General features: G+C 57.9%; 26 protein-coding genes and 2 pseudogenes. 21 read left to right on the top strand and 7 right to left on the bottom strand.

Annotated features, from left to right (window positions below):
• Positions 1–24 precede the first annotated feature (24 nt).
• The 16 genes and pseudogenes from FB555_RS05025 to FB555_RS11140 all read left to right on the top strand — a co-directional run.
• A complete protein-coding gene (locus tag FB555_RS05025) occupies positions 25–972 on the top strand; it encodes an ABC transporter permease (RefSeq protein ID WP_220475837.1) in 948 nt (315 codons plus the stop codon).
• A complete protein-coding gene (locus tag FB555_RS05020) occupies positions 965–1,801 on the top strand; it encodes an ABC transporter permease (RefSeq protein WP_182484376.1) in 837 nt (278 codons plus the stop codon). Before FB555_RS05025 ends, FB555_RS05020 begins: the two co-directional genes overlap by 8 nt.
• Positions 1,798–2,790, top strand: a complete 993-nt coding sequence (locus tag FB555_RS05015) for an oligopeptide/dipeptide ABC transporter ATP-binding protein (RefSeq protein WP_182484375.1) — start codon at positions 1,798–1,800, stop codon at positions 2,788–2,790. The genes FB555_RS05020 and FB555_RS05015 overlap by 4 nt, the downstream gene beginning before the upstream one ends.
• A gap of 3 nt (positions 2,791–2,793) precedes the next feature.
• Positions 2,794–3,642 (top strand): ABC transporter ATP-binding protein, encoded by an 849-nt coding sequence (locus FB555_RS05010; protein WP_182484374.1) that lies wholly within the window; start codon positions 2,794–2,796, stop codon positions 3,640–3,642.
• Positions 3,635–4,609 carry a Gfo/Idh/MocA family protein gene (locus FB555_RS05005; RefSeq protein WP_182484373.1) on the top strand — a complete coding sequence of 325 codons (975 nt, stop codon included), beginning with the start codon at positions 3,635–3,637 and terminating at the stop codon, positions 4,607–4,609. Before FB555_RS05010 ends, FB555_RS05005 begins: the two co-directional genes overlap by 8 nt.
• A complete protein-coding gene (locus FB555_RS05000) occupies positions 4,602–5,384 on the top strand; it encodes an MBL fold metallo-hydrolase (RefSeq protein ID WP_182484372.1) in 783 nt (260 codons plus the stop codon). The genes FB555_RS05005 and FB555_RS05000 overlap by 8 nt, the downstream gene beginning before the upstream one ends.
• On the top strand, positions 5,377–6,510 hold the full coding sequence (locus tag FB555_RS04995) for an amidohydrolase/deacetylase family metallohydrolase (RefSeq protein WP_182484371.1): 1,134 nt from the start codon (positions 5,377–5,379) through the stop codon (positions 6,508–6,510). Before FB555_RS05000 ends, FB555_RS04995 begins: the two co-directional genes overlap by 8 nt.
• Positions 6,511–6,568: 58 nt before the next feature.
• Positions 6,569–7,654: a zinc-dependent alcohol dehydrogenase gene (locus FB555_RS04990; protein WP_182484370.1), complete on the top strand. Its 1,086-nt coding sequence runs from the start codon at positions 6,569–6,571 to the stop codon at positions 7,652–7,654.
• 113 nt (positions 7,655–7,767) lie between these two features.
• Positions 7,768–8,844 (top strand): hypothetical protein, encoded by a 1,077-nt coding sequence (locus FB555_RS04985; RefSeq protein ID WP_182484369.1) that lies wholly within the window; start codon positions 7,768–7,770, stop codon positions 8,842–8,844.
• Positions 8,841–9,041 carry a hypothetical protein gene (locus tag FB555_RS04980; protein ID WP_182484368.1) on the top strand — a complete coding sequence of 67 codons (201 nt, stop codon included), beginning with the start codon at positions 8,841–8,843 and terminating at the stop codon, positions 9,039–9,041. The genes FB555_RS04985 and FB555_RS04980 overlap by 4 nt, the downstream gene beginning before the upstream one ends.
• On the top strand, positions 9,038–9,421 hold the full coding sequence (locus tag FB555_RS04975; protein ID WP_182484367.1) for a RidA family protein: 384 nt from the start codon (positions 9,038–9,040) through the stop codon (positions 9,419–9,421). Before FB555_RS04980 ends, FB555_RS04975 begins: the two co-directional genes overlap by 4 nt.
• 70 nt (positions 9,422–9,491) lie before the next feature.
• The gene (locus FB555_RS04970; protein WP_182484366.1) at positions 9,492–10,283 is read left to right on the top strand and encodes an IclR family transcriptional regulator; all 792 of its coding nucleotides are present in this window, start codon (positions 9,492–9,494) and stop codon (positions 10,281–10,283) included.
• Entirely contained in the window at positions 10,283–11,209 is a 927-nt protein-coding gene (locus FB555_RS04965; protein WP_182484365.1) for a phosphotriesterase family protein, read from the top strand. The genes FB555_RS04970 and FB555_RS04965 overlap by 1 nt, the downstream gene beginning before the upstream one ends.
• Positions 11,210–11,352: 143 nt before the next feature.
• Positions 11,353–12,207: a fumarylacetoacetate hydrolase family protein gene (locus FB555_RS04960; RefSeq protein WP_182484364.1), complete on the top strand. Its 855-nt coding sequence runs from the start codon at positions 11,353–11,355 to the stop codon at positions 12,205–12,207.
• 55 nt (positions 12,208–12,262) lie between these two features.
• Positions 12,263–13,498: an alpha-hydroxy acid oxidase gene (locus FB555_RS04955; RefSeq protein WP_182484363.1), complete on the top strand. Its 1,236-nt coding sequence runs from the start codon at positions 12,263–12,265 to the stop codon at positions 13,496–13,498.
• 202 nt (positions 13,499–13,700) lie between these two features.
• Positions 13,701–13,967: pseudogene (locus tag FB555_RS11140) on the top strand (YraN family protein); the annotation flags it as partial.
• Positions 13,968–13,985: 18 nt separating this feature from the next.
• Here the strand turns inward: FB555_RS11140 and FB555_RS10940 are convergent.
• The 5 genes and pseudogenes from FB555_RS10940 to FB555_RS04925 form a co-directional block, all read right to left on the bottom strand.
• A pseudogene (locus tag FB555_RS10940) lies at positions 13,986–14,715 on the bottom strand (IS3 family transposase); the annotation flags it as partial.
• Positions 14,716–15,135: 420 nt separating this feature from the next.
• Entirely contained in the window at positions 15,136–15,909 is a 774-nt protein-coding gene (locus FB555_RS04940) for an IclR family transcriptional regulator (RefSeq protein ID WP_182484361.1), read from the bottom strand.
• A gap of 190 nt (positions 15,910–16,099) precedes the next feature.
• Positions 16,100–16,954: a 3-hydroxyacyl-CoA dehydrogenase family protein gene (locus FB555_RS04935; protein WP_182484360.1), complete on the bottom strand. Its 855-nt coding sequence runs from the start codon at positions 16,952–16,954 to the stop codon at positions 16,100–16,102.
• Between the two features lie 19 nt (positions 16,955–16,973).
• Positions 16,974–17,915, bottom strand: coding sequence for a hypothetical protein (locus FB555_RS04930; RefSeq protein WP_182484359.1), 942 nt, complete (start codon positions 17,913–17,915; stop codon positions 16,974–16,976).
• Positions 17,916–17,940: 25 nt separating this feature from the next.
• Entirely contained in the window at positions 17,941–18,684 is a 744-nt protein-coding gene (locus FB555_RS04925) for an SDR family NAD(P)-dependent oxidoreductase (RefSeq protein ID WP_182484358.1), read from the bottom strand.
• Positions 18,685–20,134: 1,450 nt separating this feature from the next.
• Here FB555_RS04925 and FB555_RS04920 point away from each other — a divergent pair.
• The 4 genes from FB555_RS04920 to FB555_RS04905 all read left to right on the top strand — a co-directional run bounded on the left by FB555_RS04920 (position 20,135) and on the right by FB555_RS04905 (position 23,865).
• A complete protein-coding gene (locus FB555_RS04920; RefSeq protein WP_182484357.1) occupies positions 20,135–21,610 on the top strand; it encodes an ApeA N-terminal domain 1-containing protein in 1,476 nt (491 codons plus the stop codon).
• Between the two features lie 14 nt (positions 21,611–21,624).
• Entirely contained in the window at positions 21,625–21,822 is a 198-nt protein-coding gene (locus tag FB555_RS04915; RefSeq protein ID WP_182484356.1) for a hypothetical protein, read from the top strand.
• A 574-nt stretch (positions 21,823–22,396) separates the two neighbouring features.
• On the top strand, positions 22,397–22,984 hold the full coding sequence (locus FB555_RS04910) for a type IV toxin-antitoxin system AbiEi family antitoxin domain-containing protein (protein ID WP_182484355.1): 588 nt from the start codon (positions 22,397–22,399) through the stop codon (positions 22,982–22,984).
• Positions 22,981–23,865, top strand: coding sequence for a nucleotidyl transferase AbiEii/AbiGii toxin family protein (locus FB555_RS04905; RefSeq protein WP_220475835.1), 885 nt, complete (start codon positions 22,981–22,983; stop codon positions 23,863–23,865). Before FB555_RS04910 ends, FB555_RS04905 begins: the two co-directional genes overlap by 4 nt.
• Positions 23,866–24,127: 262 nt before the next feature.
• On the opposite strand, the gene FB555_RS04900 is transcribed toward FB555_RS04905, so the two are convergent.
• The gene (locus tag FB555_RS04900) at positions 24,128–24,502 is read right to left on the bottom strand and encodes a Fic family protein (RefSeq protein WP_182484354.1); all 375 of its coding nucleotides are present in this window, start codon (positions 24,500–24,502) and stop codon (positions 24,128–24,130) included.
• Complete coding sequence (locus FB555_RS04895; protein WP_182484353.1) at positions 24,447–24,758, bottom strand: hypothetical protein; 312 nt, start codon at positions 24,756–24,758, stop codon at positions 24,447–24,449. Before FB555_RS04895 ends, FB555_RS04900 begins: the two co-directional genes overlap by 56 nt.
• Positions 24,759–24,859: 101 nt before the next feature.
• On the opposite strand from FB555_RS04895, the gene FB555_RS04890 reads away from it, so the two are divergent.
• A complete protein-coding gene (locus tag FB555_RS04890; RefSeq protein ID WP_182484352.1) occupies positions 24,860–26,086 on the top strand; it encodes a Fic/DOC family N-terminal domain-containing protein in 1,227 nt (408 codons plus the stop codon).
• The last annotated feature ends 19 nt before the right edge of the window (positions 26,087–26,105 follow it).

Here is a 26,105-nt window from a genome sequence, read left to right as displayed (position 1 = left end):
ACACTTCAGGAGAGGTAGGAAGGCATGCTTACCTACCTCTTCCGGAGGCTTCTTCTTAGTGTCGCCCAGCTTCTTGGCCTAGCTATCGTAGTGTTTCTAATTCTTCAGGCTGTGCCTGGTGACCCGGTGCGGATCATGCTCGGGGAACGAGTACCGGCCGAGCTTGTCGAGACAGTGCGAGAACGTTTGGGCCTCAACGAACCGATGCTAACGCAACTGTGGATGTACCTCACGAGGTTTGCCACGGGTGACCTTGGCGATTCTGTAACCTTCGGTCAGTCGATCCAGACCCTCGTCGCCTCGCGCATCGAGCCCAGCGCTTATCTCATCACCTATGGATTGATTCTCGCGATTATCTTTGGTGGGGTGCTCGGTGTCTTCGCCGCAATCCGCAGCGGAACAGTTGCCGACTTCACCATCCGAATTCTCGCCACTGCGCTTCTCGCGATGCCCGCATTCTGGGTGGGTCTCGTGCTGGCACTCGTGTTCGGCATCGCCTGGGGCCTGTTTCCAGTATCGGGTTACCAGCCCGGTCTTGTGGGAGCTTTTCGGACGCTCACGCTTCCCGCTATCGCCATCGCTCTGTCTCTCGTCGCCGTCGTGCTTCGCACTCTGCGGTCGAGTATGAAGCGCGTGCTCGACAGTGAGTACGTCGAGGCAGCGAGAGCACGCGGGTATTCCGAAGGCCGGGTGCTCGCTCGCCACGCATTGCGAAACGCCGTAACGCCAACAATCTCGATCGTCGCAGTTGTCGTCGGATTTCTCATCGGCGGCACCGCTGTCATCGAGCAGGTCTTCAGTATCCCCGGTCTAGGGTCTCTGCTCGTCCAAGCGGTCGAGCGTCGCGACTACCCTGTCGTTCAGGCGATTGCCCTACTAGCGGGAGCGGTCGTAATTGCCGCCGGTCTCGTCGCCGACCTTCTTCAGGCGGCGCTCGACCCCCGAGTTAGGAACACAATTAGTAATGGTTGACGTCAAGTTCCGCTCCCGCGTTGTTGCCAATTGGTCGACTCAAACTAGAGTCGGTGCATGCATCGTTGGTGCAGTCATCGCCGCCGCACTCATCGGACCGATTCTGTCACCGTGGGATCCCAACGCTCCTGACGTACTCGCGTCACTCGAGCACCCCTCATTCGCGCATTGGATGGGCACGGATTCCGCGGGTCGCGATGTTCTCACGAGGACACTTGTTGGCACCCAGATTTCTCTCCTCGCTGGAGTCCTGATCACAATAGCGACAGTCACAATCGGTACGATCGTCGGATCTCTTGTGGCCTATGCCGGAGGCTGGGTCGACGCCTTCCTTTCGCGAGTTGTCGACACCGCGATAGCCATACCCTTCATTGTCGTGGTTCTAGCGACTGTCGCAATCCTTGGGGTGGGGACGGTCAGTGTTGGCCTTGGCATGGTCCTGGTTGGATGGGCGGTCTATGCGCGACTCGCAAGAGCTGAAGTCCTGTCTCTGAGAGAGCACGAGTTCATCATGGCCACAAAGTCCCTCGGATACTCGCCCGCGCGCATCCTTTTCCGCCACGTCATCCCTAATGTCATCCGTCCTAGCCTGACTTTCGCGACGATGGATGTCGTTGCCGCCATGGTTTTGCTCGCCGCGATGTCATATTTGGGCTTCGGCACACAACCTCCCGTTGCCGACCTCGGCTCAATTATCGCGGGAGGTCAACCCTTCCTGCTCACTGCCTGGTGGATTTCGACCCTGCCAGCTGTGGTGCTAATTGCCCTCGGCGTCGGAGTCGGAATGATCGACGACGGTTTCTCGACCGGAAGAAAGGGCAAGCGGTGAACGAGCATATGAATGAGAATCAGCTGCTACAGATCTACAACCTACGCATCGGCTTCGGGACGAAGTTGAACGATGTTAATCCAATTGTTCATGGTCTCAACCTCAGCATTAGTCGGGGCAGGATACTAGGTCTCGTCGGCGAGTCGGGATCAGGAAAGAGCCTCACCTGTCGATCGGTCATGCGGCTGTTACCGGATGGTGGTCATGTTCTGTCTGGAGATGTAATTTTTGACGGGCACGACGTACTTGGCATGAGCAAGAGTGAGCTACTCGCGTTTCGCTCTACCCAGGTGGGCATGATCTTCCAGGATCCGTTCTCGTCGCTCAATCCCACGCGTCGCATTGGCTCTCAGATGATTGAGGCGCTTCGCACGGCACTCAGCTTGTCGAAAAAGGATGCCCAACTGCGCGCGCTGTCGTTGCTTGAGCAGGTAGACATCTCCAACCCATCCGCGAAACTCAGGATGTATCCAAACGAGCTGAGCGGCGGCATGCGCCAGCGTGTAATGCTCGCGATAGCTTTAGGTGCTCGACCCAGCCTACTCATTGCCGACGAGCCGACGACGGCCCTAGATACGACCACCCAAGCGCAGATCCTCTCTTTGTTGAGACGGGTCAGGGACGACGACGGAACCTCGATTCTGCTCGTGTCTCATGATTTTGGCGTCATTGCCGAAATGTGTGACGACGTGGCGGTCATGTACGGCGGATTTATCGTCGAGTCTGGGCCCATCGAAGAGGTCTACCTGCGGCCGAGGCATCCATACACTCAAGCGCTCATTGCCTCGGTACCGACCCTTGCGATCCCCGAGCGAGGATACCGCAGGCCGACCATTCCTGGCCCACCTCTGGGAACGTTGCCGTACACGAGTGGGTGCCCTTTTGCTTCGCGGTGCACATTTTCCCGAGCGGAATGCGAGGACGTGTCTATGACGCTTTTGCCTGTCGGCCCGAGTCACACCAGCGCGTGCCCTTTCGGAGGTGAGTGACGCTTGAGCGACAGCGGTCCCGTGCTCTCGGTCAGTGGGTTGACGAAAATTTATCGTCGCCGCGGGTTGCGACTTCCAGGCCAACCACGTCCCGCGGATCTGGTCGCCGTCGATAGCGTGTCCTTCGATCTCGCTGCCGGCGAGATTATCGGCATCGCCGGGGAGTCTGGCAGTGGCAAGTCGACGGTAGTCAAATGTGTTGCGCGACTCATCGCGGCGGACGAGGGCGAAGTGGTGCTGGGTGGTGTTAATCTCATGTCGCTCAAGGGATCGGAGCTTCGCGCGGCTCGAAAGAGCCTTCAGGTCGTGTTCCAGGATCCATACTCTTCTCTCAATCCGCGTTTACAAATCGGAGCAGCGATAAGGGAAGCCGGTCTCGCTCACGGGATTGACGGCGCCCGTGAACCGCGATTCGTAAACGATCTTCTAGACAGAGTCCGCCTGCCTTCGTCATATGCGGCCAGGGTGCCGCGTGATTTGAGTGGTGGTCAGCGTCAACGCGTAGCCATCGCCCGAGCCCTGGCGCCGAACCCGCAGATTGTCATTGCAGACGAGGCAGTGAGCGCACTTGATGTGTCAGTGCAGACCGAGATCGTGAACCTGTTTCTTGACCTACGGGATCAGACAGGCGTCTCGATAATCTTTGTCTCCCACCAGTTACCGGTGCTTTCGGCACTCGCCGACCGGCTGATTGTGATGAAAAGCGGTCGGATTGTCGAATCGGGAGAAACGAAAAAGGTGCTAAGGGCCCCCGAAGACGACTACACGCGAGCACTGCTCGCAGCGTATCCCGATCCCCACAAGGCTCTTCGTCGTCGAGGCTTAAGTGCCGAAGGGGCCAACGATGAGTGATGTGCAGCTTGCGGTGTGGGGTGCTGGAGCGATGGGGGGACGAGTTGCCCGGGCAGCCACGAAACTCTCTGGTGTGGCAGTAACGGCGATTATTGATAGCAATTACGAACGCGCCGTCGCCGTCGCTTCGGCCGTTGGTGCCGCACCATTTCGTTCGCTGGCTGAAGCGGAGGAAGTGGAAGCAATTTACATCGGCCTCCCCAACGCCGCACACTACGAGGCGTGTCTCGAGGCGGCGAGCCGAGGGCTCCATGTGCTCATCGACAAACCCTTAACGGTGACCCTCGGGGAAGCCGACCAGGTCGTGACCGCCGCAATTGAGTCCCGGCGGTATTGGATGATGGGCTTCAGCTATCGATTCCGCGGCGAGTGGCGTCGAGCGCGCGACATCGTCAAAACCGGCGGGATTGGTGAGCCGTACTTCGTGTCAGACAACGTGATCGAGGCATATGAAAGCACGCCGGACTGGTACTGGAACGCCGAAGCCGGTGGGGGCATTCTCCGCTTGCAAAGTCATCACGTTTTCGATCGCTGGGAATGGGTGCTCGGGCGGTCTGTAAAAGCTGTCTCTGCTCGTACGTTCGTTCCGGCCGATCGTGACACCGACCTTGCGGCCACGCTTAGCGTTGAGTTCAATTCAGGCATGATTGGCGCTTCCGCACTCTCCTTTGGAGTGGGCTACAACGCTCCTCCGCGCGTGGCTTTCACCATTCAAGGAACACACGGGTCGATCGAGCTCGATGAGTCGAGGCGGCTCCTGGTCTCCACACAGAGCGGCACGACACACGAGTTATTCGACGACGACTGGCTGTTGACCGAGATAGCAGACTTCGTCGCAGGGCTGCGCGGGGAAGACCGAGGTCAGCCGTCGATCGAGGCAGGGAGGCGGTCCGTCCAGCTCGCCGAGGCCGCCGGTCGCTCTGCGAGTGAAAGCCATTGGGTTGAGATTGGAGATTTAGATGAGTGACGAGTACGTGATCAGGGCGGAGCTAGCCGGGGTCTTGCCCACACCCGGCTGGGCCGTGATGTTGGGTGAGGATGACCCCTCTCTTCAGGACTTGTATTTCTATGTTTGGGTGATCAGCAACGGGACGACTACGGGACTCATCGATGCTGGCCTCCCGCTGGATGACACGGAAACAGCTGCCCTCGGGGCGACTAATCAGGCCTTTGGCGATGACGGTGGATTCCGTTCAGTGCGCACACTGCCACAGATCCTGGACGAGGTGGGTGTTCGTGCCGAGGATGTATCGTTCGTGGCGATCACTCAGACTGTCACTTACCACTCTGGAGGCATAGATTCTGCCCTACTGCCCAACGCTCACTTTTATCTTGCCCGCGCGGGGGTTGAAGAATTCCTCTCGGGAGGTTCCGGTCATCCGGCACCCGAGTTCTATTTCACTGCGTCGTCGTGGGCAAGTTTGCGCACGCTCGCGATCGAGGGGCGGCTGCACCTCATTGACTCATCGGCGCCCGTCGCGCCCGGCATCCAGTTCGAAGTGACTGGTGGCCATCACCCCGGATCCGCTGCTCTGATTGTGAATACTCCTGAAGGTCTCGTTGGTGTCCTCGAGACGGCATTCGTCAAGCGAAACCTCGAAACAGGACGACCGATCGGCATCGCCGAGGACATCGCGGCTGCGCGCGCGGCAATGCTTTCATTCCAAGGGCGCTTCGCTAAAGTCGTGGCGATTCACGACCCTGACAACGTTCGAGATTTCGGGGGTAAGCGCAATGACTGAGCCGAACTACGATTCTGTCGTCTTGCGTGGAGGGACGGTCTTCGAGGGCGAGGGCTCCGAAGGCGTCGTGCGTGATGTGCGCATCGAAAACGGAAAAATCTCCGGGCAAGACCATGGGGTGGGAGACGTGGTAATTGACGTAAGCGGTCTCGTGGTTGCGCCGGGACTCGTCGACATGCACACCCATGTTTTCGCTGGACAGGATCTCGGCGTCGCCGCAGACGAGGTGGCGTTCCGATCAGGTACTACGACCGTCTTGGACGCAGGAAGCGTCGGTGCTCACCTCATCGGCGCGTTTCGCGCATCGACCATCGATCGCTCCAGCGTTCGGGTTCGCGCGATGCTCAATATCTCCTCCATCGGTGCGACGAGCATCATGCTCGGGGGGGAGCTTCTCTCCCCGTGGTATGTGTCCGAGGGTGCCGCAATCGACGCCATTGAGGCCAACCGCGACTTCGTCGTCGGAGTTAAGGTGCGCGCATCCGTCGATGTCGGTGGAGAGCACACAAGCGCAGCTCTCGCATCAGCGCGGCGAGTGGCGGACCACGTGGGTCTTCCACTTATGGTGCACTTGGGCCCGTCACCCGCGAGCATTGATGAGATTGCAGAGTCGCTTCGTGCGGGAGACATTATTACTCATGCCTTCACGGGGTGGCCAGGCAACGGGATCCTCAACGAGACCTTTGGGCTGCGCAACACTGTGCGCGCAGCACGAGAGCGGGGTGTACTTCTGGACATTGGGCACGGCATGTCCGGATTCAGTCTCGAAGTTGCCAGACATATGCTCGCCGGCGGTGAACCCCCAGACACCATCAGCACAGATATCCACTCTTACTCTCGGGAGTCCGTGATCGACTTGACTACCGTGCTTTCAAAGTTCCTTGCGCTCGGGATGACTCTCCCCGAGGTGCTACGCTGCGCCTCGTCCGCACCAGCCAAAGCTCTCGGTCTCGTCGTGGGAACTCTCGCAACGGATTCAGTGGCCGATGTCGCGGTGCTAGAACGGGAAATGGGGACCTTTCATTTCCGTGACGGCTTCGGCGGCGCGGTTTCTGGCGGCGAGCGGCTACGGTGTGTCATGACATTCTCGGGCGGGCGGCTCGTGCACGACAGGAGACGGGAATGAACCAACAAGTTTCCCGCATCCATGAAAACCTGAAACATCAATTGAGAGGAACGTTGACATGCGTGCGTTGAGGCTCGTAGAAATAGGAAAACTGAGTCTGGTCGAACTCGCGGATCCATCCGCGGCACCGAACGAGATTATCATCGAGACAATTGCCACAGGAGTCTGTGGCTCAGATGTGCACGGCTATACGGGCGAGAACGGTCGCCGGTTTCCTGGTCAGGTTATGGGACACGAGACTGTCGGGCGTATCTCGTCGCTGGGTTCAGACATCGATAGCAATCTCTACCCCGTCGGAGCGCTCGCGACCGTGAACCCGGTTATCCTCCCCGCCAGTGAGAAGCAAGAGTACGAGGGACGGGAACAGCATGCTCCAAGACGCCGGGTCCTAGGCGTTGACCCGACAATCGTTTCGGCCTTTGCTGAGCGTTTCGCAGTGCCTGCAACCAACGTCGTTTTGCTACCTGAGCTCCTAAATCCTCTGCATGGTGCGCTCATCGAGCCGCTCGCTGTCGCTTTGCAAGCCGTTCGCCGCATCGGAATCGTGCGAGGGCAGGTCGTGCTGGTTGTCGGCGGTGGGCCAATCGGGCAGTCGTGCATTCTCGCGGCGAAACGAGCTGGCGCGGCGCGGCTCATCGTATCTGAGCCTAACGATGCTCGTCGCGGTCTGTGTGCCGCCCTCGGTGCCGAGGTAATCGATCCAGGCCAATCTGTGGTGCCGGATGCGGTCCACGCACTTACAGGCGGTGTGGGCGTCGACGTCGCTATCGATGCGGTTGGGGCAACTTCGACGATTGCGGATGCCTTGCTGTCGACCGTGCTCGGCGGACGTGTGTGCCTAGTGGGAATGGCCCAGCCCAACGTCTCGCTCGCTGCCTATCGCATTAGCACTGACGAAAAATCTCTCGTCGGAAGCTTTACCTACCCAGCGGAGACCTTCAACGAAGCAGCAAAGTGGGTGGCTGAGGGCGACTCGGCATTAGACCTGCTCGTGAGTCAGGTTGTCGAACCGGATGAAGGTGACATGGTGTTTAAACGTTTGGCTAGCAGCTTGGATGTGCCCGCCAAGGTTCTTGTCAGGTTTGCACCTGATCGCCCCATCGACAAAATTGCGCTCACCGTCGATACTTTGAAGGCATCATGACCCAATTAAATCAGTCTCTATTTGAGCGTATAGGTGTTTGTCGAGCCATCAACGGAGTTGGGCCGTCAACCAGACTGGGTGGCTTGCCGCTACATCCCACCGTTCTGGAGGCGATGGCCGAGTCAACAAAGTACTCAGTGCGCATGGATGACCTCGAGGACCGTGCTGGCAGAGAGATTGCTCGGCTGCTTGGGGTGGAAGCCGCATACGTCACTTCGGGAGCGGCGGCGGCTCTCGCTCTCGCAACGGCTGCAATAATCGCAGGCAACGACCCAGCGCTTGTCGACTCGCTCCCGCGAATTGAAACGGCACCGCATCAGGTGATCGTTCTTGCCGCTCATCGTGACCCATACGATAGGGCACTGGAGTCCGCTGGCGCAGAGCTTGTTGTCGTGGGGTACCCCACGACAACGCATCTCGGAGAGATTGAACGAGCTATCGACGCGGGGACCGTGGCAGTGCTGTACCGTCCCGGTCGAGACGGTAATCACCCGAGCCTTGCGGCCATCTGCGAACTAGCATCAAGAAAGGGCGTACCAGTGCTCATTGATGGTGCACTTTTCGCGCCGCCATTAGAGAACCTGCTCCAATGGTTCGACGACGGTGCTGCATTAGTGGCGCTGAGCGGTGGTAAGAATTTTCGGGGTCCGCAAGCGAGCGGTATTCTTTGCGGCCGCACCGATCTCGTCGCGCTCGTTGGTGCGCAGCATCAAGACATGGATGAGCGTGAAGCAACTTGGGTGCGGGGTGGCGACCGCATCACGCCACCCCGTCACGGGATCGGTAGGGCTATGAAAGTTGGGCGTGAGCAAATTTCCGGCCTGCTCGCCGCGGTTGAGAACTACGTCGCGGCACCGGGCGCGGGCGACGCCGAGGGGATCGCCGAGCTTGTGAAGCTCCGCGAACTGCTCTATGGGTGCAGCATCCCCGCTGTTTGGCACGAGACTTCCGCGCTTGGCGTGCCCGTGATCGAGCTGGAATTTGCGATTGCGGGCATCGACGTCGACGACGTTGTGAAGGCACTGGCCGCCAGAGAGGTGCCCGTTTACTTGGAGGAGGCAGAAGCCTGGCGTGGTGCCCTCGTCGTACATCCCATGGCGCTCTTGGCCGGGGACGCCGAGGATTTAGCTACTGCGATTGCTGAGCTGGCTGGTCTGCGCGGATTCGCGAATGAAAGGAACATTCGATGAAACTCACGCGGGTGCGAAAAGCGGGTGAAGCACGCTCTGGCACAGGCGTAACTGTGCTGTGTTTCGATTCGAGCATCGTGAAACTCGAATTCGCCGCAGATTTCGTTCCAATCGTTGACCTAGTGCCGATCGCCATCCACGGACTTGGTGAGTTTGAGCAGTACTTAGACCTATTACCGAATGAGGAGATGGAATGACAATCGACATCGTTGGGCGCACGACCGATGCGCCCAACCCAGCAGGCCCCTATTCCCAGAGCCGTCGTCGCGGAGCGCTTGTCGCGTGCTCCGGCCAAGCCGGTATCTGTATCGACGGATCTGTCGAAGAGGGCTTCGGCCCGCAACTGAGACGCACCTTCGAGAATCTGAAGGCGACTCTGGATGCAACTGGTGTGAGCTTCGCCGATGCAATCCAGGTGCGGATTTTTCTCACAGATCCCAGGCAGTTTTCGGAGATGAATGAAATTTACACTGAGTACTTTGTCGAACCTTACCCTGCAAGAACGACGGTGACTGTCCAGCTTCCGTCTCCACTGCTTGTTGAGGTAGACCTCATTGCCGTCGCATCCGATTCATGACGTCCTCGGTTCGGATGATGGTGCCACAACGTATCAAGCAACCCCAATCGAGCCTAGGAAGTGAGGTGTCATGACCGGTGAATCGCCAAGTGTTAAGTCGGCTAAGCGCACGCTGGAACTACTTGAGATTGTCGCGCAATACCCTCACGGCATTACTTTTGTCGAGCTCGCCGACCATCTGTCCTATCCAAAGAGCAGCCTACACGGGCTGCTGCAGACCGTCGTTGCGATGAAATGGCTCACACTTGACTCCGTGGATAGGCGTTACTCCATCGGCGTGCGGCCTTGGGAAGTTGGACAAGCGTTCCGGCGCAGCCGTGACATCGTCATCAAGGCTCGGCGATATCTCCGGGAGGCAAACGAATCTCTTGATGAGACAGTACAACTTGGCATTCTCGACGATCTCGATGTCGTCTACCTAGACAAGGTGGAAGGAACGCAACCGCTCCGCCTCGTCTCTCGTGAAGGAAGTCGGCTGCCCGCATACGTTACGGGCATCGGGAAGGCACTGCTCAGTGGACTTCCCGCCCACGTGCTTCGCGACCGATTTGCCGGACAGGCTCTCACCGGATACACCTCGCTCACGATCACCTCGGGAGACCATCTCATTGAGGTGCTCGGCGGTGTGCGCACCCGAGGCTACGCGACCGATGATGGCGAGTACTCTCACGGGGTCTTCTGCGTGGCCGTCCCGATCACCAACCGCGGCGGGCAGGTGGTCGCGGCGCTCAGCTTCTCTGTGCCCTCTGCTCGGATCGAAAGCGGGGATGTCACGACTGATCGAATGATTGAGGTCTTGCTTGCTGCCTCTGGAGCGATCTCTGCCGCGATAGATGCTGACCCTCAATCAAGGAGATCTTAATGACACATGGCCATATAGTAACCGTCCTCGGCGAGTTGGCGCCTGAAGAACTTGGATTCACACTGAGTCACGACCACATTTTGGTTGACGGCTGGGGAATCCGACAGCTCTACGAGGCCATTCTCGATGACGAGCAGGTCGCTCTCGCAGAACTTGTTCGCTATCGCGAAGCTGGTGGCCGCACGATTTGTGACCCGACCAACAACGGACTCGCCCGCAATCCGGTGGCGTTGGCTCGGCTAAGTCGTGCCTCCGGGGTCAACATCGTGATGGGAGCTGGCTGGTATCGCGAGATGGTCTATCCCGAGCTCATCACTTCGACCTCCACTGCTGATCTTGCAGCGCTGCTCGTGCGTGAGATCACAGGCGGGGTGGGGGATACCGGCATTCGACCTGGGTTCATCGGAGAGATTGGCACCGAGCGAGGCCACATCCCTCCCGCTGTGGAGAGAGTGTTTCGAGCGGCCGGGCGCGCCCACGTCGAGACCGGTGTGCCAATCCTCACTCATACAACCCACTGGGGCGAGCTCGCCCTCGAGCAGCTTAATCTACTCGCCGAGGAGGGCGTTTCCCCTGAAGTTGTCATCATCTCGCACCTCGGAGACCGCAAGGGGGTCGAGCATATGCTACCTATCGCCGATCGCGGAGCATGGATCAATATCGACAACCTTGCATTCGTCCAAGGATATGCTCCGCTGCAATTTCGCATAGAGAACATAGTGGAGATGTGTCGACGTGGATTTGCGGAGCGGATGATGCTATCCAATGACATCTGCGAGCTCGGACAACTCGCGACTTATGGCGGCGTTGGTTACGATAATGTCATTTCGAACGTGATTCCGCTACTCAAAGAGCAGGGAGTATCAGATGCAGACATCCACCAGATGACCGTCATCAATCCTTCGAAGGCCTTTGCTTTCCGGTAGCAGGTTGGATGATCTTCTCGATTCCGAACTGTCAAGACGGATCGAGCCGACAGAGGGTAGGAACATTTAAATTCTGCACCCATTCGTGGTTGTCCCGTACTTATTCTCTCCCCCAATAAATCTCATTAACTTTAAGGAAAAACATGGAATTTCTTCGTCTTGGAATAGCTGGCAGTGAAATTCCCGTCGTCAGGGAATCAGGGGTTGACTTCGATCTGAGGCCGATTGCGCGCGAGATTGACGGTTTTTTTCTAGCCAACGATGGTATCCAACGAACCCGAGAAGCCCTTGCAGCAGGGACGTTGCCAAAATCGCCCATGTCCTCGGATGCCAGAGTCGGCTCACCGATTGCCAGGCCGGAAGCTATCCTCTGTATCGGACAAAACTACGCCGCGCACGCGGCTGAGACGGGCGATCCCCCACCAGTTCAGCCAATTCTTTTCCACAAGCATCCCAACACGATCGTTGGCGCCTATGACAATATCCATCGTCCCCGAGATTCCCAGGCTTTGGATTGGGAAGTGGAACTGGGCGTTGTCATTGGCAAGAGGGCCCGTTTCCTCGGGACGGTGGAGGACGCTCTTGCGTGTGTGGCGGGATACGTCGTCAGCAACGATGTTAGCGAGCGAGATTTTCAGATATCCCAGTCCGGCGGCCAATGGTCCAAGGGAAAAAACTCTGAAACATTCAATCCCCTCGGACCCGTTCTCGTGCCTGCCGATGAGGTGGATCCACATAACTTGCGAATGTGGTCACGTGTGAATGGCGAAATCAGGCAAGATTCCAACACGGCCGACATGATCTTCAATGTTGCGTTTATCGTTCACCACTTATCGCAATACATGGTGCTGGAACCGGGAGATCTCGTCAATACGGGGACACCCCAGGGCGTCGCGCTTTCTGGAAAATTTCCTTATTTGAAGGATGGGGACGTTGTTGAGGTTGGGATTGATGGACTGGGCACTCAAAGACAGGTCGTTGTCGCGGCGCCCCGCTAAGTTTTTTACGGCGCAATGCTAACGATTTCATACCCCCCCGACCCAAGGAACTGTCATGGTACAACGCCGTTTTCCTAACCCCCGCGATCTTGCTCCCTTAATGCAGTTCAAGAAGCCGACACTGAACGCTAAGAAGCGTCGCCTAAATAAGGCATTCACTATTGAGGACTTGCGCACCATTGCGCAGCATCGCACTCCGAAGGCTGCTTTCGATTACACCGAGGGTGCTGCTGAAGCTGAGATTAGCTTGGCTCGTGCACGCCAAGCCTTTGAAGACATTGAGTTCCACCCGTCTATCTTGCGTGACGTTTCTAAGGTCGACACATCGTCCGTGGTTTTGGGCGCTCCCGTCTCGTTACCGTTCGGTATTGCCCCCACTGGGTTTACGCGCATGATGCAGACCGAGGGGGAGATTGCCGGTGCCGGCGCTGCTGCCGCCGCGGGCATTCCCTTCGCACTGTCGACGATGGGCACCGCGTCTATTGAGGATGTGAAGGCGGCGAACCCGGATGGCCGCAACTGGTTCCAGTTATACATGTGGAAGGACCGCGAGCGGTCCATGGCTTTGGTAGAGCGTGCGGCGAAAGCTGGCTTTGACACCCTGCTGGTGACGGTGGATGTCCCCGTCGCCGGGGCACGTCTGCGCGATAAGCGCAACGGTTTCTCTATTCCCCCGCAGCTTTCCATCGGCACTGTCATCAACGCTTTGCCGCGCCCGGAGTGGTGGATCAACTTCTTGACCACCGAGCCGTTGGCTTTCGCGTCATTGAGTCGTTGGTCAGGCACCGTCGGCGAACTGCTTGACACTATGTTTGACCCCACCGTCACCTATGAAGACTTGGCGTGGATCAAGGCCCAGTGGCCGGGCAAGCTTGTGGTCAAGGGCGTTCAAACCGTTGATGACGCTAAGAAGCTCACAGCGTTGGGCGTTGACGGCATCACACTCTCCAACCACGGTGGTCGCCAGCTAGACCGAGCACCGATCCCGTTTCACTTGCTTCCCGAGGTGGTGCGCGAAGTGGGCAAAGACACCGAAGTTCACGTGGATACAGGCATCATGTCCGGCGCCGACATTGTGGCCTCGATTGCTTTGGGCGCCAAGTTCACCATGATTGGCCGCGCGTACCTTTACGGTCTTATGGCTGGCGGCCGCGAAGGTGTTGACAAGACCATCAGTATTTTGGGTGAGCAAGTCGAACGCACGATGCGCCTTTTGGGTGTCACAGAGCTGGCCGAACTTCAAACCAAACACGTGACTCAACTTGAACGACTTACCCCTCGAAAAAAGTAACTGCATCCTTATTGATACCCCGACGAAGTTCACCGACAGAAGGGTCGGGTAACACCTACACAAGAGGTCTTGACGACACTTTGCTTGCAATTTTTCTGCCCTGGCTCACCGCTTCCTCCGCGTCAGCGATGCTCGGTGGTAAGAGGCCACCGTGGCAGAGAAAACCGCGCTCGGCCGCACAGAATAGTAGCTAGCTGTAGAGTTCCTTATTCGTTGCGGTTACGCCGTGATGGAGCGCAATTGGTGTTGTCGTCTGGGTGAAATTGACATCGTCGCCCGCGATGGCGACACTAACGTTTTCCTGGAAGTAAAGACGAGCTCCGATATTGGCGCCGGTGATCCTTCGCAGTGCTCTTACTTACCAAACTTGACCGATTACGGCGTTTGGCCGGTGCGTGGGGTGAGGCGGATTCAGGGATTCATGGAAACATCCGCATTGATGCCATCGCTGTGCTATCCCTCCGCGTGAAGCGCCGCAAATCGATCAGCCCACGATCTTCATCGAGTACCAGTCGATGACAGTGGTGAGATAGATGAATCCCTGCCAGGTGTGGATGTAACTGATGTCGCCGACGAACTTCACCTCGGGGCGCTCCGCGTTGAAATCACGCCTCACACGATCGGGCATACCCTTTGCGGCATCCACGTCGGCCTCGCGGGCGTGATCCGAAACGAGCGCGGCTGAGACACAATCAAAGACTCGACCCGCATGATCTGCTGGACGAGCTCGGGCGAGAACTCGTTTTTCTCGGCCTGCAGATCGGCATGGATGCGCGGAGAACCTTACGTACCGTGGGACTCAGCGAAGAGGTGCGGGATCTCTGCCGTGCGGGCCTTCCGGCGGTCCATGGTCGCCGATTCCGGCCTCGCGCTCCAGTAGTAGAACCCCGACTTCGATACGTCCAGCCAGTGACACATCCTTGCGACAAAATTCAGGTTCCCGGAGACAAGTTTGTGATAGTCGATTCATTCGTACGTGCTCACTATCGCTGCTCCGGCACGAAACAAGCGGCCGCATTTTTTCAGGAAGATGGCCTCGACTTTCAGGTCCTGGTTCTCGCGCTTGAGTTGCTTCAGGCTGGAACGTTCCTTGACGATGAGCTCGGCCTCGGTGCCGCCGGTGGGCTCGCGGTATTTTTTTTGAGCCGGTTCCGGAGAGTCTCGCCGCCCACGCCGTAGGCGGCAGCGACGTCCTTGATGGGTTTTGACGTGACTATGACCTTGCGGCAAAGCTCGTCTTTGAATTCCTGAGTGAATCATCGACCCGATTGGGGCATGCTGTTCCAACTTTCGAATGAACCCTCATTTTAAGAGGGCCCACTGTCCGAGTTTTTCGTAGCATCTCACTCCTCCTCAGGGCGATGGGGTGCGTTCATTCTCATAAGAGTGGTCGAGACGGGCCGCTGGGCCCGTCCACCGCCCGATGGCACGTCAGGGGTTGGATCGGTTTTATGCAGGGCCGATAGTACCGATCTTGCTGCGATCGGCACGGCCTGGATTGTCCACGGCGCCTCCCGACGCCGCGGATCCCCGAACTCGAGCACATCCCAGTCGACCAGCCCATGAAGAATCACCGCCCCGTCGAGGGCGTCGGGGGGCATCAGATCCGGACCGTTCCGCCAGCCCAGCCCTCTCGATTAGCAGTTACGGAGCGCCTCGGAGATCGAATGGGCCTGACGGCGCAGGACCGAGATTATCTGTTCGGAGGTCAACTCGCCCAACTCGATGTGGGCCTTCGGAACCGAGCAACTCATCGCGGCGACAACGTCGCCCGCGTGGTCCACGATGGGGACTGCTACGCAGAATACTCCGTGAGTGTACTCACCATCATCTATTGCATAACCGACGCTGCGCACACCTTTTAGTACCTCAATAAGCAAGTCGCCTGAGGTGATCGTCGCTCTCGTGTACCTCTTGAGGGTGGTGCCAGCGAAACGACTCACCAGCACATCATCGCCGAGCCCCGCCAGCAACGCCTTGCCGATGCCCGTCACGTATGCCGGCAGTCGGCTGCCGATATTCGAGACGAGTCGCAGGGGCCGAGTGCCTTCAATCTTATCGATGTAGATAATGTCAAGGTCGTCGAGGATTCCCAGCTGGATCGTCTCGCCGAGCTCATCGATAGCCGCGCGCAGGAACCGTCGAGACCGAACTATTAGCTCGCGGCTGCGTAGGAACGACTGCCCAACCTCCCAGGGCTTCACACCGATGGAGTAAAGGCGCCGGTCAGGATCGAAGATTAGCCATCGCATCCCTATGGTGGTCTGGAGCAGCCCGTGAAGACTACTCTTCGGGTACGGTAACTGCGACGACAACTCGACGAAGCTAACCCCCTCTCTGTAGCGGGCGACCACCTCGAGGATCTCGAGGGTACGCTGCGCGGACTTCACGCTCTGCATATCTTTCGTCATGGTGCCTTTGTTCTCCGGTCTCCCACTGAAACACTACAGCGAACTATTGTTTCGTTGGCCCGAGCGATCCAGTCGATGGCGAGGAAAACGGAATCAATATCGGCGGTAATACTCTCAAGCGACTAAGGAAGCCCTTCGCTGGCGAGCGACACGGGTGTCTCCGACCCGCTCTAGCCCACTCGTATTAATCTCATGGTGTCTGCTTTGTGCCAATTGCGGCGATGACCCGTCGCAGAGTGGTGTCGCGGTAGGCGATCAGTTCGGCCGCGCGTTCCGGGTCGTAGCTCGAGATTCCGGCGCCGCTCTTCACACCGTGTCGCCCCTCTTCGACGAGACGCTCGAGCACGTCTGGTATGGAGAAGCGCTCGCCCAGCTGAGATGAGAGGTACTCAAGAATCGACCGGTAGGTATCAAGGCCCCCCAGATCGGCATTCGTGAGCGGCCCGAGAACAGCCAGGCGAGGGCCGAACGACGAGCTCACGATCGCGTCGATGTCGTCTGCACTCGCAAGGCCCTCCTCGTAGCACAGCAGCGCCTCACGCACGAGTGCGAACTGGATACGATTACCTACGAATCCGGGTGAGTTGCGCACGAGGACGGGCAACTTCCCGGCACCTGAGAGCAACTCATGGACCCAGGTGATGGAGTCATCCGACGTGGCGGCACCGCGAACGATCTCAACGCACGGCACGACCTGCGCCGGGTTGAACCAGTGCGTACCAAGTACCCGTTCCGGCCGCGGGACGAGGGCCGCCAACGCATCGATGTCGAGCGCGGAGGTGTTCGAGGCGAGGAACGCGCTGAGTGGCGCGATCTCGCCCATGCGAGTCCACACGGGCAATTTAACGGCCATCTCCTCGGGCACGGCCTCAATAACGAGGTCAGCGTCGACCAAGGCAGAGTCCAAATCTGCGGTTACGACCACCCCGTCAAGAGAAACTTCGACATTCGGCTCGACGACCGTAAGCCGGTGACCGGCTGCAGTGAGCGCGGCGGCGATACCCCGTCCCATGATGCCCCCACCGATGACCGCCACGGTGCTCATCGCGTGGCCTCCATCACCTTCACGATGGCCTCGCCGAGCAGCCCCCCTCACCCGCGGCGGCGAGTGCCATGTTGTCGACGGTGAGCACGTTGCGCCAGGCCTCCGATTCCCCCCGATAAGCGGGTCGATCGAGCGCGAAGATGTCAGCGGTAGAGCCGGTGTTGCTTACGGCGAGTCGCAAGAATTCGACGTGAAGGGCGGGGTCGAGCAGTCGTTCCACGCCGATGGCGCCGTTGTCGCGCACAATCTGCTCCACTAGATCGAGTTCTATCAATCCAGTTTGCTCGTCGACGCAGGGGTGATCGACGTATCGTTCGATAGTGGTTAGGAGACCGACGATCTGTTCTCGCCCCACCTTCATCGGGCGACCGATGCCATGGCATGGCGGTGTGGTCGGGTTCGTCAATCCGTAGTGCCGCGGCCACGTGACTTCGCTCTCGTCCACGTCTTGATGCTGCAGCACGATGACGTCAAGGAACTCAGGGGTGCCGCTCAACAGGCCACTCGCTTGCGGTCTGCGGAACCTCTCGTCGAGCACACACTCCAACTCACCCGCATAGATCGAATCAGGGTAGCCGATGGGCACGAGGGTCGCGTCTGAAGCGACAGCGGTACGATCGTAGGGGTCGCGGTGCGGACTCTGGATGATCACCTTATGTTTCATACCCTTCGTGTTTGGCAACTGTTCCTTGAGGTCTGCGCGCCCGCGCGCCATCGTCGCGGCGGTCGCCAAGAAGAGGGCAGCAAAGGCCCCAGTGGTGAAGTAGATACTCGTCACGCGGAGCAGCTCGGAGAGGCGCTTGCCTGCAGCCCGCTCGAGGACATCCATACTCACCCAGCTTGTGAGCGCCTCCGGCACGGCCGACGACCCGTCCGGGTGCAGTGACATTCCGTCACGTCGTGTGGCTGGCCGCACACCGTTGAGCACCCGGGCCGCTCCAAGGGGTTCGTAGACGTTCATGCCTTGTGCTTCTTTCGTGGTTCCTTCATCGCCCTAGCACCATTCCCCCGTTGACTCCCAGAAGCTGGCCGGTGATGTAGCCCGCATCTGCTGATGCGAGAAAGCCGATGGATGCCGCAATCTCCGCCGATGTTCCGGCGCGGCCGATGAGCGAGCGCTGGACCCGTACCTCGTCGAACTCGGCCGTTACGCGGTCTCCGAAGAATTCAGTGTTCGGTATATAGCCGGGAACGACGAGGTTAGCGGTGATACCGTCGCGTCCAAGATCTTGGGCTAGCCAGTAGATCCAAGCGTGAAGAGCCGCCTTCGCAGCACCATACGATCCACCGTAACCACTCCCGAGCTGCGCACCGATAGACCCGAGGCCGATCACGCGCCCGCCGGGCCTGCGGAGGTAGGGGCGAAGGGACTCTACCAGCATCACAGCGGTCAGTAGATTCTGTTGCAGATCGGCATTCCATTTGCGAGCGATACCGGCGAGATCTTCGGGTAGCGCCGCCGCCGTTCCGCCCGCCGAGGCCACGACGACATCGACATCGATGCCATCCAGCTCCGCACGCACCGTTTCAGCCCCTTCAACCCTTGAAAGGTCGGCGACAACCGGATGCACGCCCGCTCCCAGCTCGCTGGCGACGCGCTCGAGCACTTCCCGTCGTCGCCCCACGATCCACACACTGTCGCCAGCCGCGCTGAACCACTCGGCTGCGGCCCGGCCGATCCCGCTCCCGCCGCCACTGATCACCACAGCGCGGCTCGACAGGTTCGACATGTTTACCTCCTGGGTGGGAAAGTCAGTGATGGGGGTCTGCCGTCAGACTATCGAAATTGTCCTGATATACAAACTTAAGTTCAACTATGTGAACCAATTGGTTTTTGTCCGTCTCGCCGCCAGAAGCCATCTCGGCACAGGAGATGCGCGTGCGGCGACCCCGAAAAATGGCGATCGACTCGTAACGCGGTTGAGAGATATACCCGGGACTGCTCCGTCAAAGCCTTCAATGACCCGGGAAGTTGGTGGCGTGCCAGCCGATGGCTGGCCCCGAGTGCTAAGCCCTGGGAACCGAGGAGCCCTCGCCCAAGCCCGGACAAGCCATCGATGACTTCAAGAGTCGTATGCCAAAACACGGGCCAGCCAGCAGTTGCTGTCCCTTCGAGTAAGTGACTACCGGTAGATCCCTTTTACTCTTTGGCGCCCTGCTGGGCTCTTTTGTCTTCGATGTTGCAGATGGGAAACCAAAGCAATTTCACTGCTGCAACATCGTTGGGGAAGTGTCCAGGTTTTTTTGATGACCTTCCGTAGCTGATAATTTGAGCGACTCGAACGCGACGGGTGTTCATGCTCCCAAGGATCGTGTGACTTACATCCCCACACGCGGTCAAGACGACGAGTTCTATGAGAAGTTAACGCTTGACTTCATCAGAAAATGGGGGGAGTGCAAGCCGCAAAGACAGCGACAACTTGCTCCTGGGGAAGCTAAGTGACAGCTTGGACGAGACCCAGCGAACGAACAAGGTCAGCAACTTGCTTACAGGAATGCGGAGACGCAACCTCATCGTGAACACAAGTGCACGCAAGACGCCCCGAGGGGAATTGCAGGATAAAAAGAATAAAACTAAAGATCAAAGAGCGATTGGTCAGAATGAGCTGCTACGGAGATCTCGGACAGTGGGTCCCCAGGGATTGATGGTGTCAGACGTGTGTAGCTTTATTTATTTATTTATTTATTTTGTTGTGCTTTCATCTTTGTTCTCCGTAAGTTTCTCTCTTACGTTTCCTCTTTTAGATTTCATCACTTCGTCACTCATTCCTTATTGAATCCGGCTGACCAATTTGGTTATGAGCTGCCACCTTCCGGCCCACCTTTCACTTTCATTTCTTTGCCAACACCCAGGATTCTTTCGGAGGTTCTCTCGTTTACGTATAACCATTGTCAGCGGCCACCAATAAGCTGAAGGAATCAAGGCAATGCACTCGGGGGAGCTCATCAACCCTTCGAGCAATCGAGTTCTGGCAGGAGGAGCATCCCCCGTGCTTGCCTGTGAACTGAAGTCATAAATCGACAAAGTCTGGAACGTATTCTGGACGGGCGGCATCGCCAACCCGATCGAAATTGTCGGGCAGATCGCCACCGCGCGGGTTCACATGTCGAACCGCTGCGAGACCGACTGAACTATTCGTGTATGCCGGAATTGTCAGAGCTTTTCAGAAGGATGAACTAATGACAGAACCCATGCTGAACGAGCCTCGAGAGTGGACCGGTAAGTGGTGGCTCCAGGGCGACCCAGACAATAAGGTGCCTGGTGTGCTGGCCTATAGCCCGAACGACGGGCTCAGGCTGCGTCTCGTGGGCGGATGGGAGTACGTCGTCAAGCAGCCTGGAGAGAACGACTCGACCATCATCACGAATGAGCTCCGGCACTGGCCTTCCGTGCTCGGAATCGGCGACGGCAAGTTCGTGACACTACTCGACGTCTGCGTAACGAGCGCGAACACATTCAACATCGCTCGGATGTTTGGCGTTCCTGACAAGCTCGAGCTAAGCGCCACGACGGCGCTTATTGGCTTTCATCTCGCTGATCCTGATGATGCAGTCTTCGTCGCAGGCATCGGCCAGGTTGAGAACCTCACCACTTGGTCGCGCAGATCAGGAATCGAAGAGAAGCACTACTTCGGCGCGAAGGTCGGTGAGCTGAGCGGGCAGATAGACCTGACTCGCCTCGACCCACTCAGCGTGGACATTGGGCCTCTCACCGCTACGCTGCATCATGTTGCTTGGCAGCCCTTCTCAGGAGAGAGTCGAGGAGGCGCGGTCGTTCGCGTTCGAGAGCAGGCATCGATCGAGTTCTCCTCCGAGGAAGCGAAGCCGCTCCAGCACTGGCTCGATCTTCTTGGTGGCATCGCAGACCTCATGTCGCTGTCGACCTTGCGTGCGTGCGGCCTCATAACTATGCGTGTTTACCTCCCGCCTACCCCGGACCGTTTTCCTGAAGACCATCCCTTGCGCAACGAGCGTCACGAGATTGAGGTCTACCAGCAGCTCTTAGTGACGCCAAAGCCCGACGAGAAAGCGCTAAACCAGCGGAACCTTGTGCTCACGCTCGATGATCTGAGCTTCGAGGAGCTTTTGCCGAAATGGCTCGAAGTTCGTGGCACTTTCGCAGCCGCCCGCGGCATGATCCTCGGACTCCAATACGTGACCGGCGGATATATCGAAACGAGGGTAGTGACAGCAGTTGCCGCAGCGGAATCGATGCACCGTGCGCTCGCTCCCGATCCGCCGATCCCTTCCGAGGAGTTTAAGCAGATCCGTGAAACACTGCTAGCCGCAGTGCCCGCCGACAGGAAGTCGTGGCTGGCGGAGCGTCTCACCGAGCAGTCCAACGTGCCGACTCTCAAGCAGCGCCTCTTGAGCTTGGTAGATCGCCTTGGAGCCGCCGGAGAGGCGCTCGTGCTGAACCGCGAGAAGTGGGCCAACGCTGCCAAGAACGCCCGCAACAACCTTGTTCACAAGGGTTCATCGGAGCATGACCTCGAAGTTCTTCACGCTGTCGTCGAGGTCACTGCTGGCATTGTGATCCTGAACTTGCTGAAGGAACTGGGTGTGCCAGAGGAGCGTCTGACTCTGGCGGTTCAGGAGCAGGACGTTCTTTCCCAAGCGGCGAAGCTCGCGCGCACCCTTCTCAACAGAGTGTAGGAGGATGGTCTTTCTTGCCCGATATGAGTGAAGCTGACGGAAGCAGCATGCTTGCCGTCGTCGTCGCAGGGTGTTACGGGGTGCAGTATGCAGGGCAACAAGTTGGCGGCGGGACTTCGCTGAGCGACTCAAGTGTTTTCGCCGCTGGCATCCAACATGTGCTTGATGTCCCGTTTGGGCATGCGCTTGCGGTCAACCGACGCTTTTTCTAATCCGACGTGGTGTTTCGCAACCTAAGTGCTTATTAGCCCATGGGGTGCGAAACGCTGAGTCTGCAACTGAGGCGACATATCGCGACATCAACCCAGGTCGTTGCAGTGGGGGATTTGCCGTCGGCGGCTGCCGAGGAGCAGCATCTTGAAGATTACGAGTATTGCTAACGCTTACCTCTAACGTATTACGCCCCATCAGGGGGCTTTATATCGAAATGGGCAAACGCGTTATTGAGGCCCGCCGGAGAGCGCGAGTGCTGAAGTACCGGGGGGGGGTGTCCGGTTTACGGCCAACAATGCGTCAGGTTTGTGCCGACGGGCGCGCGTGGCTATCACCCCGGGATATCGGCTCAACTCTTCCTTGAGCAGTTCGTACTGCGTGGTGCGCTCATCCGCCAGGAGATTCCCGCATTCCTCAAACTCGTCCGTAGTCATGAAGGAACGTTAGCGTAGGGAATTGGTGCGTCTGCGTTCGCATCAAGTCTGAGCTTGCGTGCCAGCAAGCTGCGTGAGAATATGTTTACACACATCCACTATATGTAAACAATTTGCCACGATGGGGGACAGAGGAGAAATGACCGATCGTAAACTGCCGCCGGAGGCGATCCTTCGCAACGCAGACCTCTCGGCATCAAAACTCTCTTGGCGAGACGTGGATGAGGGGATCAGACGTGGAGATGTTGAGCGCATTGCTCCTGGGACATACGCGCGGACGGGGCTGATCGATGATGACGCTGCCTCGCTCGCGTCAATTGCGCTGCGCAAGCCAAGCGCAACGATTTGCCTCCTGAGTGCTCTGGACCGTCATGACTTAACTGACACGATCCCGTCTCGGATCGATATTGCAGTTCCGCGAGGCTCGCGTCCACTGAAAACGCCGTATTCGAGGATCGCATGGCATCACTTCGACACCAGCACATTCACCGTCGGCAGAAAGCAAGTCGAAATTGTGGATGGCATCTTCATCGGGTTATATGGGGCGGAGCGCACGATCATCGACACATTCCGACTTCGGCATCTGATGGGCTCTGACATAGCCAACGAGGCCTTGAAGCGGTGGTTGCGCATTCCCGGATCCCAGCCATCTGAACTTCTGAAGATGGCGTTGAGCTTTCCGAAGGCGTTGCCCCAACTGCGCAACTCTCTGGAGGTCTTGTTGTGACTAACGGAGCGTCGAGGTTTGCACACATCCAGAACCAGGCGCGAGCCAGCGGACAGAACGTCAGTGAACTGGCCCGGCTCTACACGCTGGAGGGGATGCTCGCACGAATTGCCGCATCTGACTATGCGGATGACTTTGTGCTCAAGGGAGGTGTGCTTCTCGCCGCGTTCGCTCTTCGCAGGCCGACAAAGGACATCGACTTGGAAGCAACGCGGGTCACCAATGATGCTCAGGATGTTGCGACTCGTGTCCGCGAGATCGCCGCAATTGGGCTGGACGACGGCATCAAGTTTGATCTTGACACAATTCGCGCCGAAACGATCCGTGAGGGTGACGACTATCAAGGAATTCGAGTGAAGCTGACCGGCATGATCGGGCGATCCGAGAACGTCATCGGTCTTGACATCAGCTTCGGCGACCCGATCTGGCCAGCTCCCCAACGAATCGATCTGCCGCGTGTCCTCGACAACGACCAGTCCGCACCCATCTCGATCCTCGGCTACCCGCTCGTGATGATTGTGGCTGAGAAAGTGGTTACGATGATCCAACGCGGTGAAGCTAACACGCGATGGCGTGACTTCGCCGATGTCATCGTTATCGCCGACCGTCACTCGGTGAATGAGGGCGAATTGCGGGCTGCTCTGAGCACTGTAGCCACACATCGGCGGGCCATTCTTGAGCCGCTGATTCCTGCGCTAACTCGCATGCCGACGATCGCCCAACCGAAGTGGACCATCTGGCGTAACCATCAAGCCCACAGACACTCGATCCCGGAAGTTTTCTCGGACGCCCTCAATCGAACGGCTGCGTTCATCGATCCTCTAATCGACGCCGTTGCTCTCGATCGGAGTTGGGATACGACGGCAGCACTGTGGAAATGATCTGCTCTTGTTGGTGCCCACATTTTGCCCACAATTGACGCGAATTGATGAGTATCACCGTGATTGATGAGCATCCACTTTTCAATCAAACAAGGGCCATGTGAGTCACGGGCATTGTACAAAGGGCATTCGGTAACGACTCATAATCATGCGGTCAAGATGCATCTTGGGCGATGACGCTAGTAACTTGTCCGAGATCAGTTCGAGGTGTGAAAAGGATCGACAGCAACTTTCTGGGCTTTACTGCTGAAAATGGACTCACTTAGCGCCCGCAATTCGGCTCCCGCAACGTAGTGCCGCCCCCGGCGCACGCGAATGTGTTCCAGTTCAGCCCAGTGCCCCCACAGACCTCGGCCAGCATTCTGTAGTAATCCTGAGTGTTATTGCCGAGGTATTCCTCCACACTCATGAAGACGGGGGAGAGGACGCCTTCGGCGGCCAAGATCAGGCTTTGGAGGCATCGGGCCATTCGCCCGTTGCCATCCCGAAAAGGATGAATCATAACGAGGTTGAGGTGCGCCATGAGGGCGGGCACTTCCTCAACGTTGGCACCTTCGTGAACCACCTCGCCCGATTCCTCATCACGAACGAAGATGGCTCCTGGTCGCCACTTGCCGGGGGGAGTTCTTGAGGTCATAGTGCGTCATCATGAAATGCAGACTCTTGATGAGGCTCTCGCTCGCCTCAACGCGAGGTTCTTGGGCAAGCTGGAGCACATAGGTCATCGCGTTGCGATAACACTCCAATGCCTGCTGAGTCTCTCGCGGAGCGTCGAGAGGCTCTTCTCCCAGAGCCACGGCGGCGGTGTCATCCAGAGTTGCGTCAAACCCTCGATACTGTTGGAGCCGCGAATGTTGCGGGCGAACGACAGGCGGAGAAGCGAACTCGTCCATCTTGGGGGCTCATCGATGCTCTACTGTCATTCTGGAAAAAGAATGCAAGTTAAATCACATTGAGTGTATCAAATGTCAGTATTATGGATTAAAATTGTATTGTGGACGTCAAAAAGTTTGGGAACAGCCCCATAGGACACCTTGTGCCTATCTCCGGTACCGACGGTCGTTTTGGGACCCCATATCAAGATTCGGCTTACGTTGCGCATCCGCTGGCCGCTGAGCCCCAACTGGAGCCAGCAACATGGCGCATGGTCAATTCGGCAAATCGCGCTCTGGCGCGTCTTGATCAAGCATCGCTCACCATCCTCGTACCGAGCCTGTTTCGGCGGTCAACGCTTCGAAGGGAGGCTCAGAGCACCTCCGCTTTGGAGGGGATATTCGCCCCGTTTGAGCAGGTACTGGCTGCTGAGGTAGCGGATAACCAGCTGAGCAAAGAACTTCTCGAGGTGATGAACTACGTTGAGGCGGCGGATGCGGCGTTCCAATTCGTGGGGGAGCGCGGTGCGATCACCGTCGGCCTTGTGGAATCCGTGCACTCTATTCTCGTTCGGGGCACCGATTCAGAAACGCGAGACGCAGGCCGAATTCGGAGCACCCTCGTTGCCATTGGAAGCCCCACAGGGGCGGTGACAGACGCTCGTTTCGTTCCCATGCCGTCGGGCATAGAGCTGAATATCGCGGTGCAAGATCTAGTTCGATGGATTGGGTCATCATCGACCGATCGAGAGCCACTCGTGGCTGCCGCGATGACTCACTATCAGTTCGAGACTCTTCACCCCTTCAACGATGGCAACGGGAGAATTGGCCGACTCCTGATTGTTTTGCAGTTCATGGTGGACGGGCTTCTTCACGAGCCGTTGTTGAGTGTTTCTCCTTGGTTTGAGGCGCGTCGAACGCAATACCAAGATGAGCTCGCTGCGGTTTCGGCCACAGGCAAATGGGATTCATGGATCCAGTTCTTTGCCGCAGGAATCGAGTCGTCGGCCGACGACATCGCGCGACGCATTGATCGTTTGCTGTCAGTTCAACAGCGTTATGTGCAGATTGTTCAGGATGCTTCAGGGCGAGGTGTCATTCGCGACATTGTTGACGTCTTGATTGGAGACCCTTTCGTTTCTGTTCCCAAGCTTGCGAAGCGATTCGATCGCACGTCATCCGCAGTGACTTCCGTGGTGACGAAGCTTGTTGAGCTCAATATCCTTAGTGGACCCTTTGGTACCTACAATCGTCAATACATGGCACGAGACGTGTGGATAGCACTAACGGCTCCGGTCGGAGCAGTTCCCTCCGCGCAGGCTCGCCTGCACTTCGAGGGTCGGGAGTAGCGGCCTCATCATTTGAGGG

The organism is Alpinimonas psychrophila (assembly GCF_014137865.1).
GTDB lineage: Bacteria > Actinomycetota > Actinomycetes > Actinomycetales > Microbacteriaceae > Alpinimonas > Alpinimonas psychrophila.
Note: the sequence above shows the minus strand (reverse complement) of the source record. Positions and strands in the feature narration are given on the sequence as shown.

Bases quoted from the DNA above. Each gene is read 5' to 3' on its own strand.
- FB555_RS05025 (WP_220475837.1), top strand. From the start codon at position 25: ATGCTTACCTACCTCTTCCGGAGGCTTCTTCTTAGTGTCGCCCAGCTT.
- FB555_RS05020 (WP_182484376.1), top strand. From the start codon at position 965: ATGGTTGACGTCAAGTTCCGCTCCCGCGTTGTTGCCAATTGGTCGACT.
- FB555_RS05005 (WP_182484373.1), top strand. From the start codon at position 3,635: ATGAGTGATGTGCAGCTTGCGGTGTGGGGTGCTGGAGCGATGGGGGGA.
- FB555_RS05000 (WP_182484372.1), top strand. From the start codon at position 4,602: ATGAGTGACGAGTACGTGATCAGGGCGGAGCTAGCCGGGGTCTTGCCC.
- FB555_RS04995 (WP_182484371.1), top strand. From the start codon at position 5,377: ATGACTGAGCCGAACTACGATTCTGTCGTCTTGCGTGGAGGGACGGTC.
- FB555_RS04990 (WP_182484370.1), top strand. From the start codon at position 6,569: ATGCGTGCGTTGAGGCTCGTAGAAATAGGAAAACTGAGTCTGGTCGAA.
- FB555_RS04985 (WP_182484369.1), top strand. From the start codon at position 7,768: ATGGCCGAGTCAACAAAGTACTCAGTGCGCATGGATGACCTCGAGGAC.
- FB555_RS04980 (WP_182484368.1), top strand. From the start codon at position 8,841: ATGAAACTCACGCGGGTGCGAAAAGCGGGTGAAGCACGCTCTGGCACA.
- FB555_RS04975 (WP_182484367.1), top strand. From the start codon at position 9,038: ATGACAATCGACATCGTTGGGCGCACGACCGATGCGCCCAACCCAGCA.
- FB555_RS04970 (WP_182484366.1), top strand. From the start codon at position 9,492: ATGACCGGTGAATCGCCAAGTGTTAAGTCGGCTAAGCGCACGCTGGAA.
- FB555_RS04965 (WP_182484365.1), top strand. From the start codon at position 10,283: ATGACACATGGCCATATAGTAACCGTCCTCGGCGAGTTGGCGCCTGAA.
- FB555_RS04960 (WP_182484364.1), top strand. From the start codon at position 11,353: ATGGAATTTCTTCGTCTTGGAATAGCTGGCAGTGAAATTCCCGTCGTC.
- FB555_RS04955 (WP_182484363.1), top strand. From the start codon at position 12,263: ATGGTACAACGCCGTTTTCCTAACCCCCGCGATCTTGCTCCCTTAATG.
- FB555_RS04940 (WP_182484361.1), bottom strand. From the start codon at position 15,909: ATGACGAAAGATATGCAGAGCGTGAAGTCCGCGCAGCGTACCCTCGAG.
- FB555_RS04935 (WP_182484360.1), bottom strand. From the start codon at position 16,954: ATGAGCACCGTGGCGGTCATCGGTGGGGGCATCATGGGACGGGGTATC.
- FB555_RS04930 (WP_182484359.1), bottom strand. From the start codon at position 17,915: ATGAACGTCTACGAACCCCTTGGAGCGGCCCGGGTGCTCAACGGTGTG.
- FB555_RS04925 (WP_182484358.1), bottom strand. From the start codon at position 18,684: ATGTCGAACCTGTCGAGCCGCGCTGTGGTGATCAGTGGCGGCGGGAGC.
- FB555_RS04920 (WP_182484357.1), top strand. From the start codon at position 20,135: ATGACAGAACCCATGCTGAACGAGCCTCGAGAGTGGACCGGTAAGTGG.
- FB555_RS04910 (WP_182484355.1), top strand. From the start codon at position 22,397: ATGACCGATCGTAAACTGCCGCCGGAGGCGATCCTTCGCAACGCAGAC.
- FB555_RS04900 (WP_182484354.1), bottom strand. From the start codon at position 24,502: ATGACCTCAAGAACTCCCCCCGGCAAGTGGCGACCAGGAGCCATCTTC.
- FB555_RS04895 (WP_182484353.1), bottom strand. From the start codon at position 24,758: ATGGACGAGTTCGCTTCTCCGCCTGTCGTTCGCCCGCAACATTCGCGG.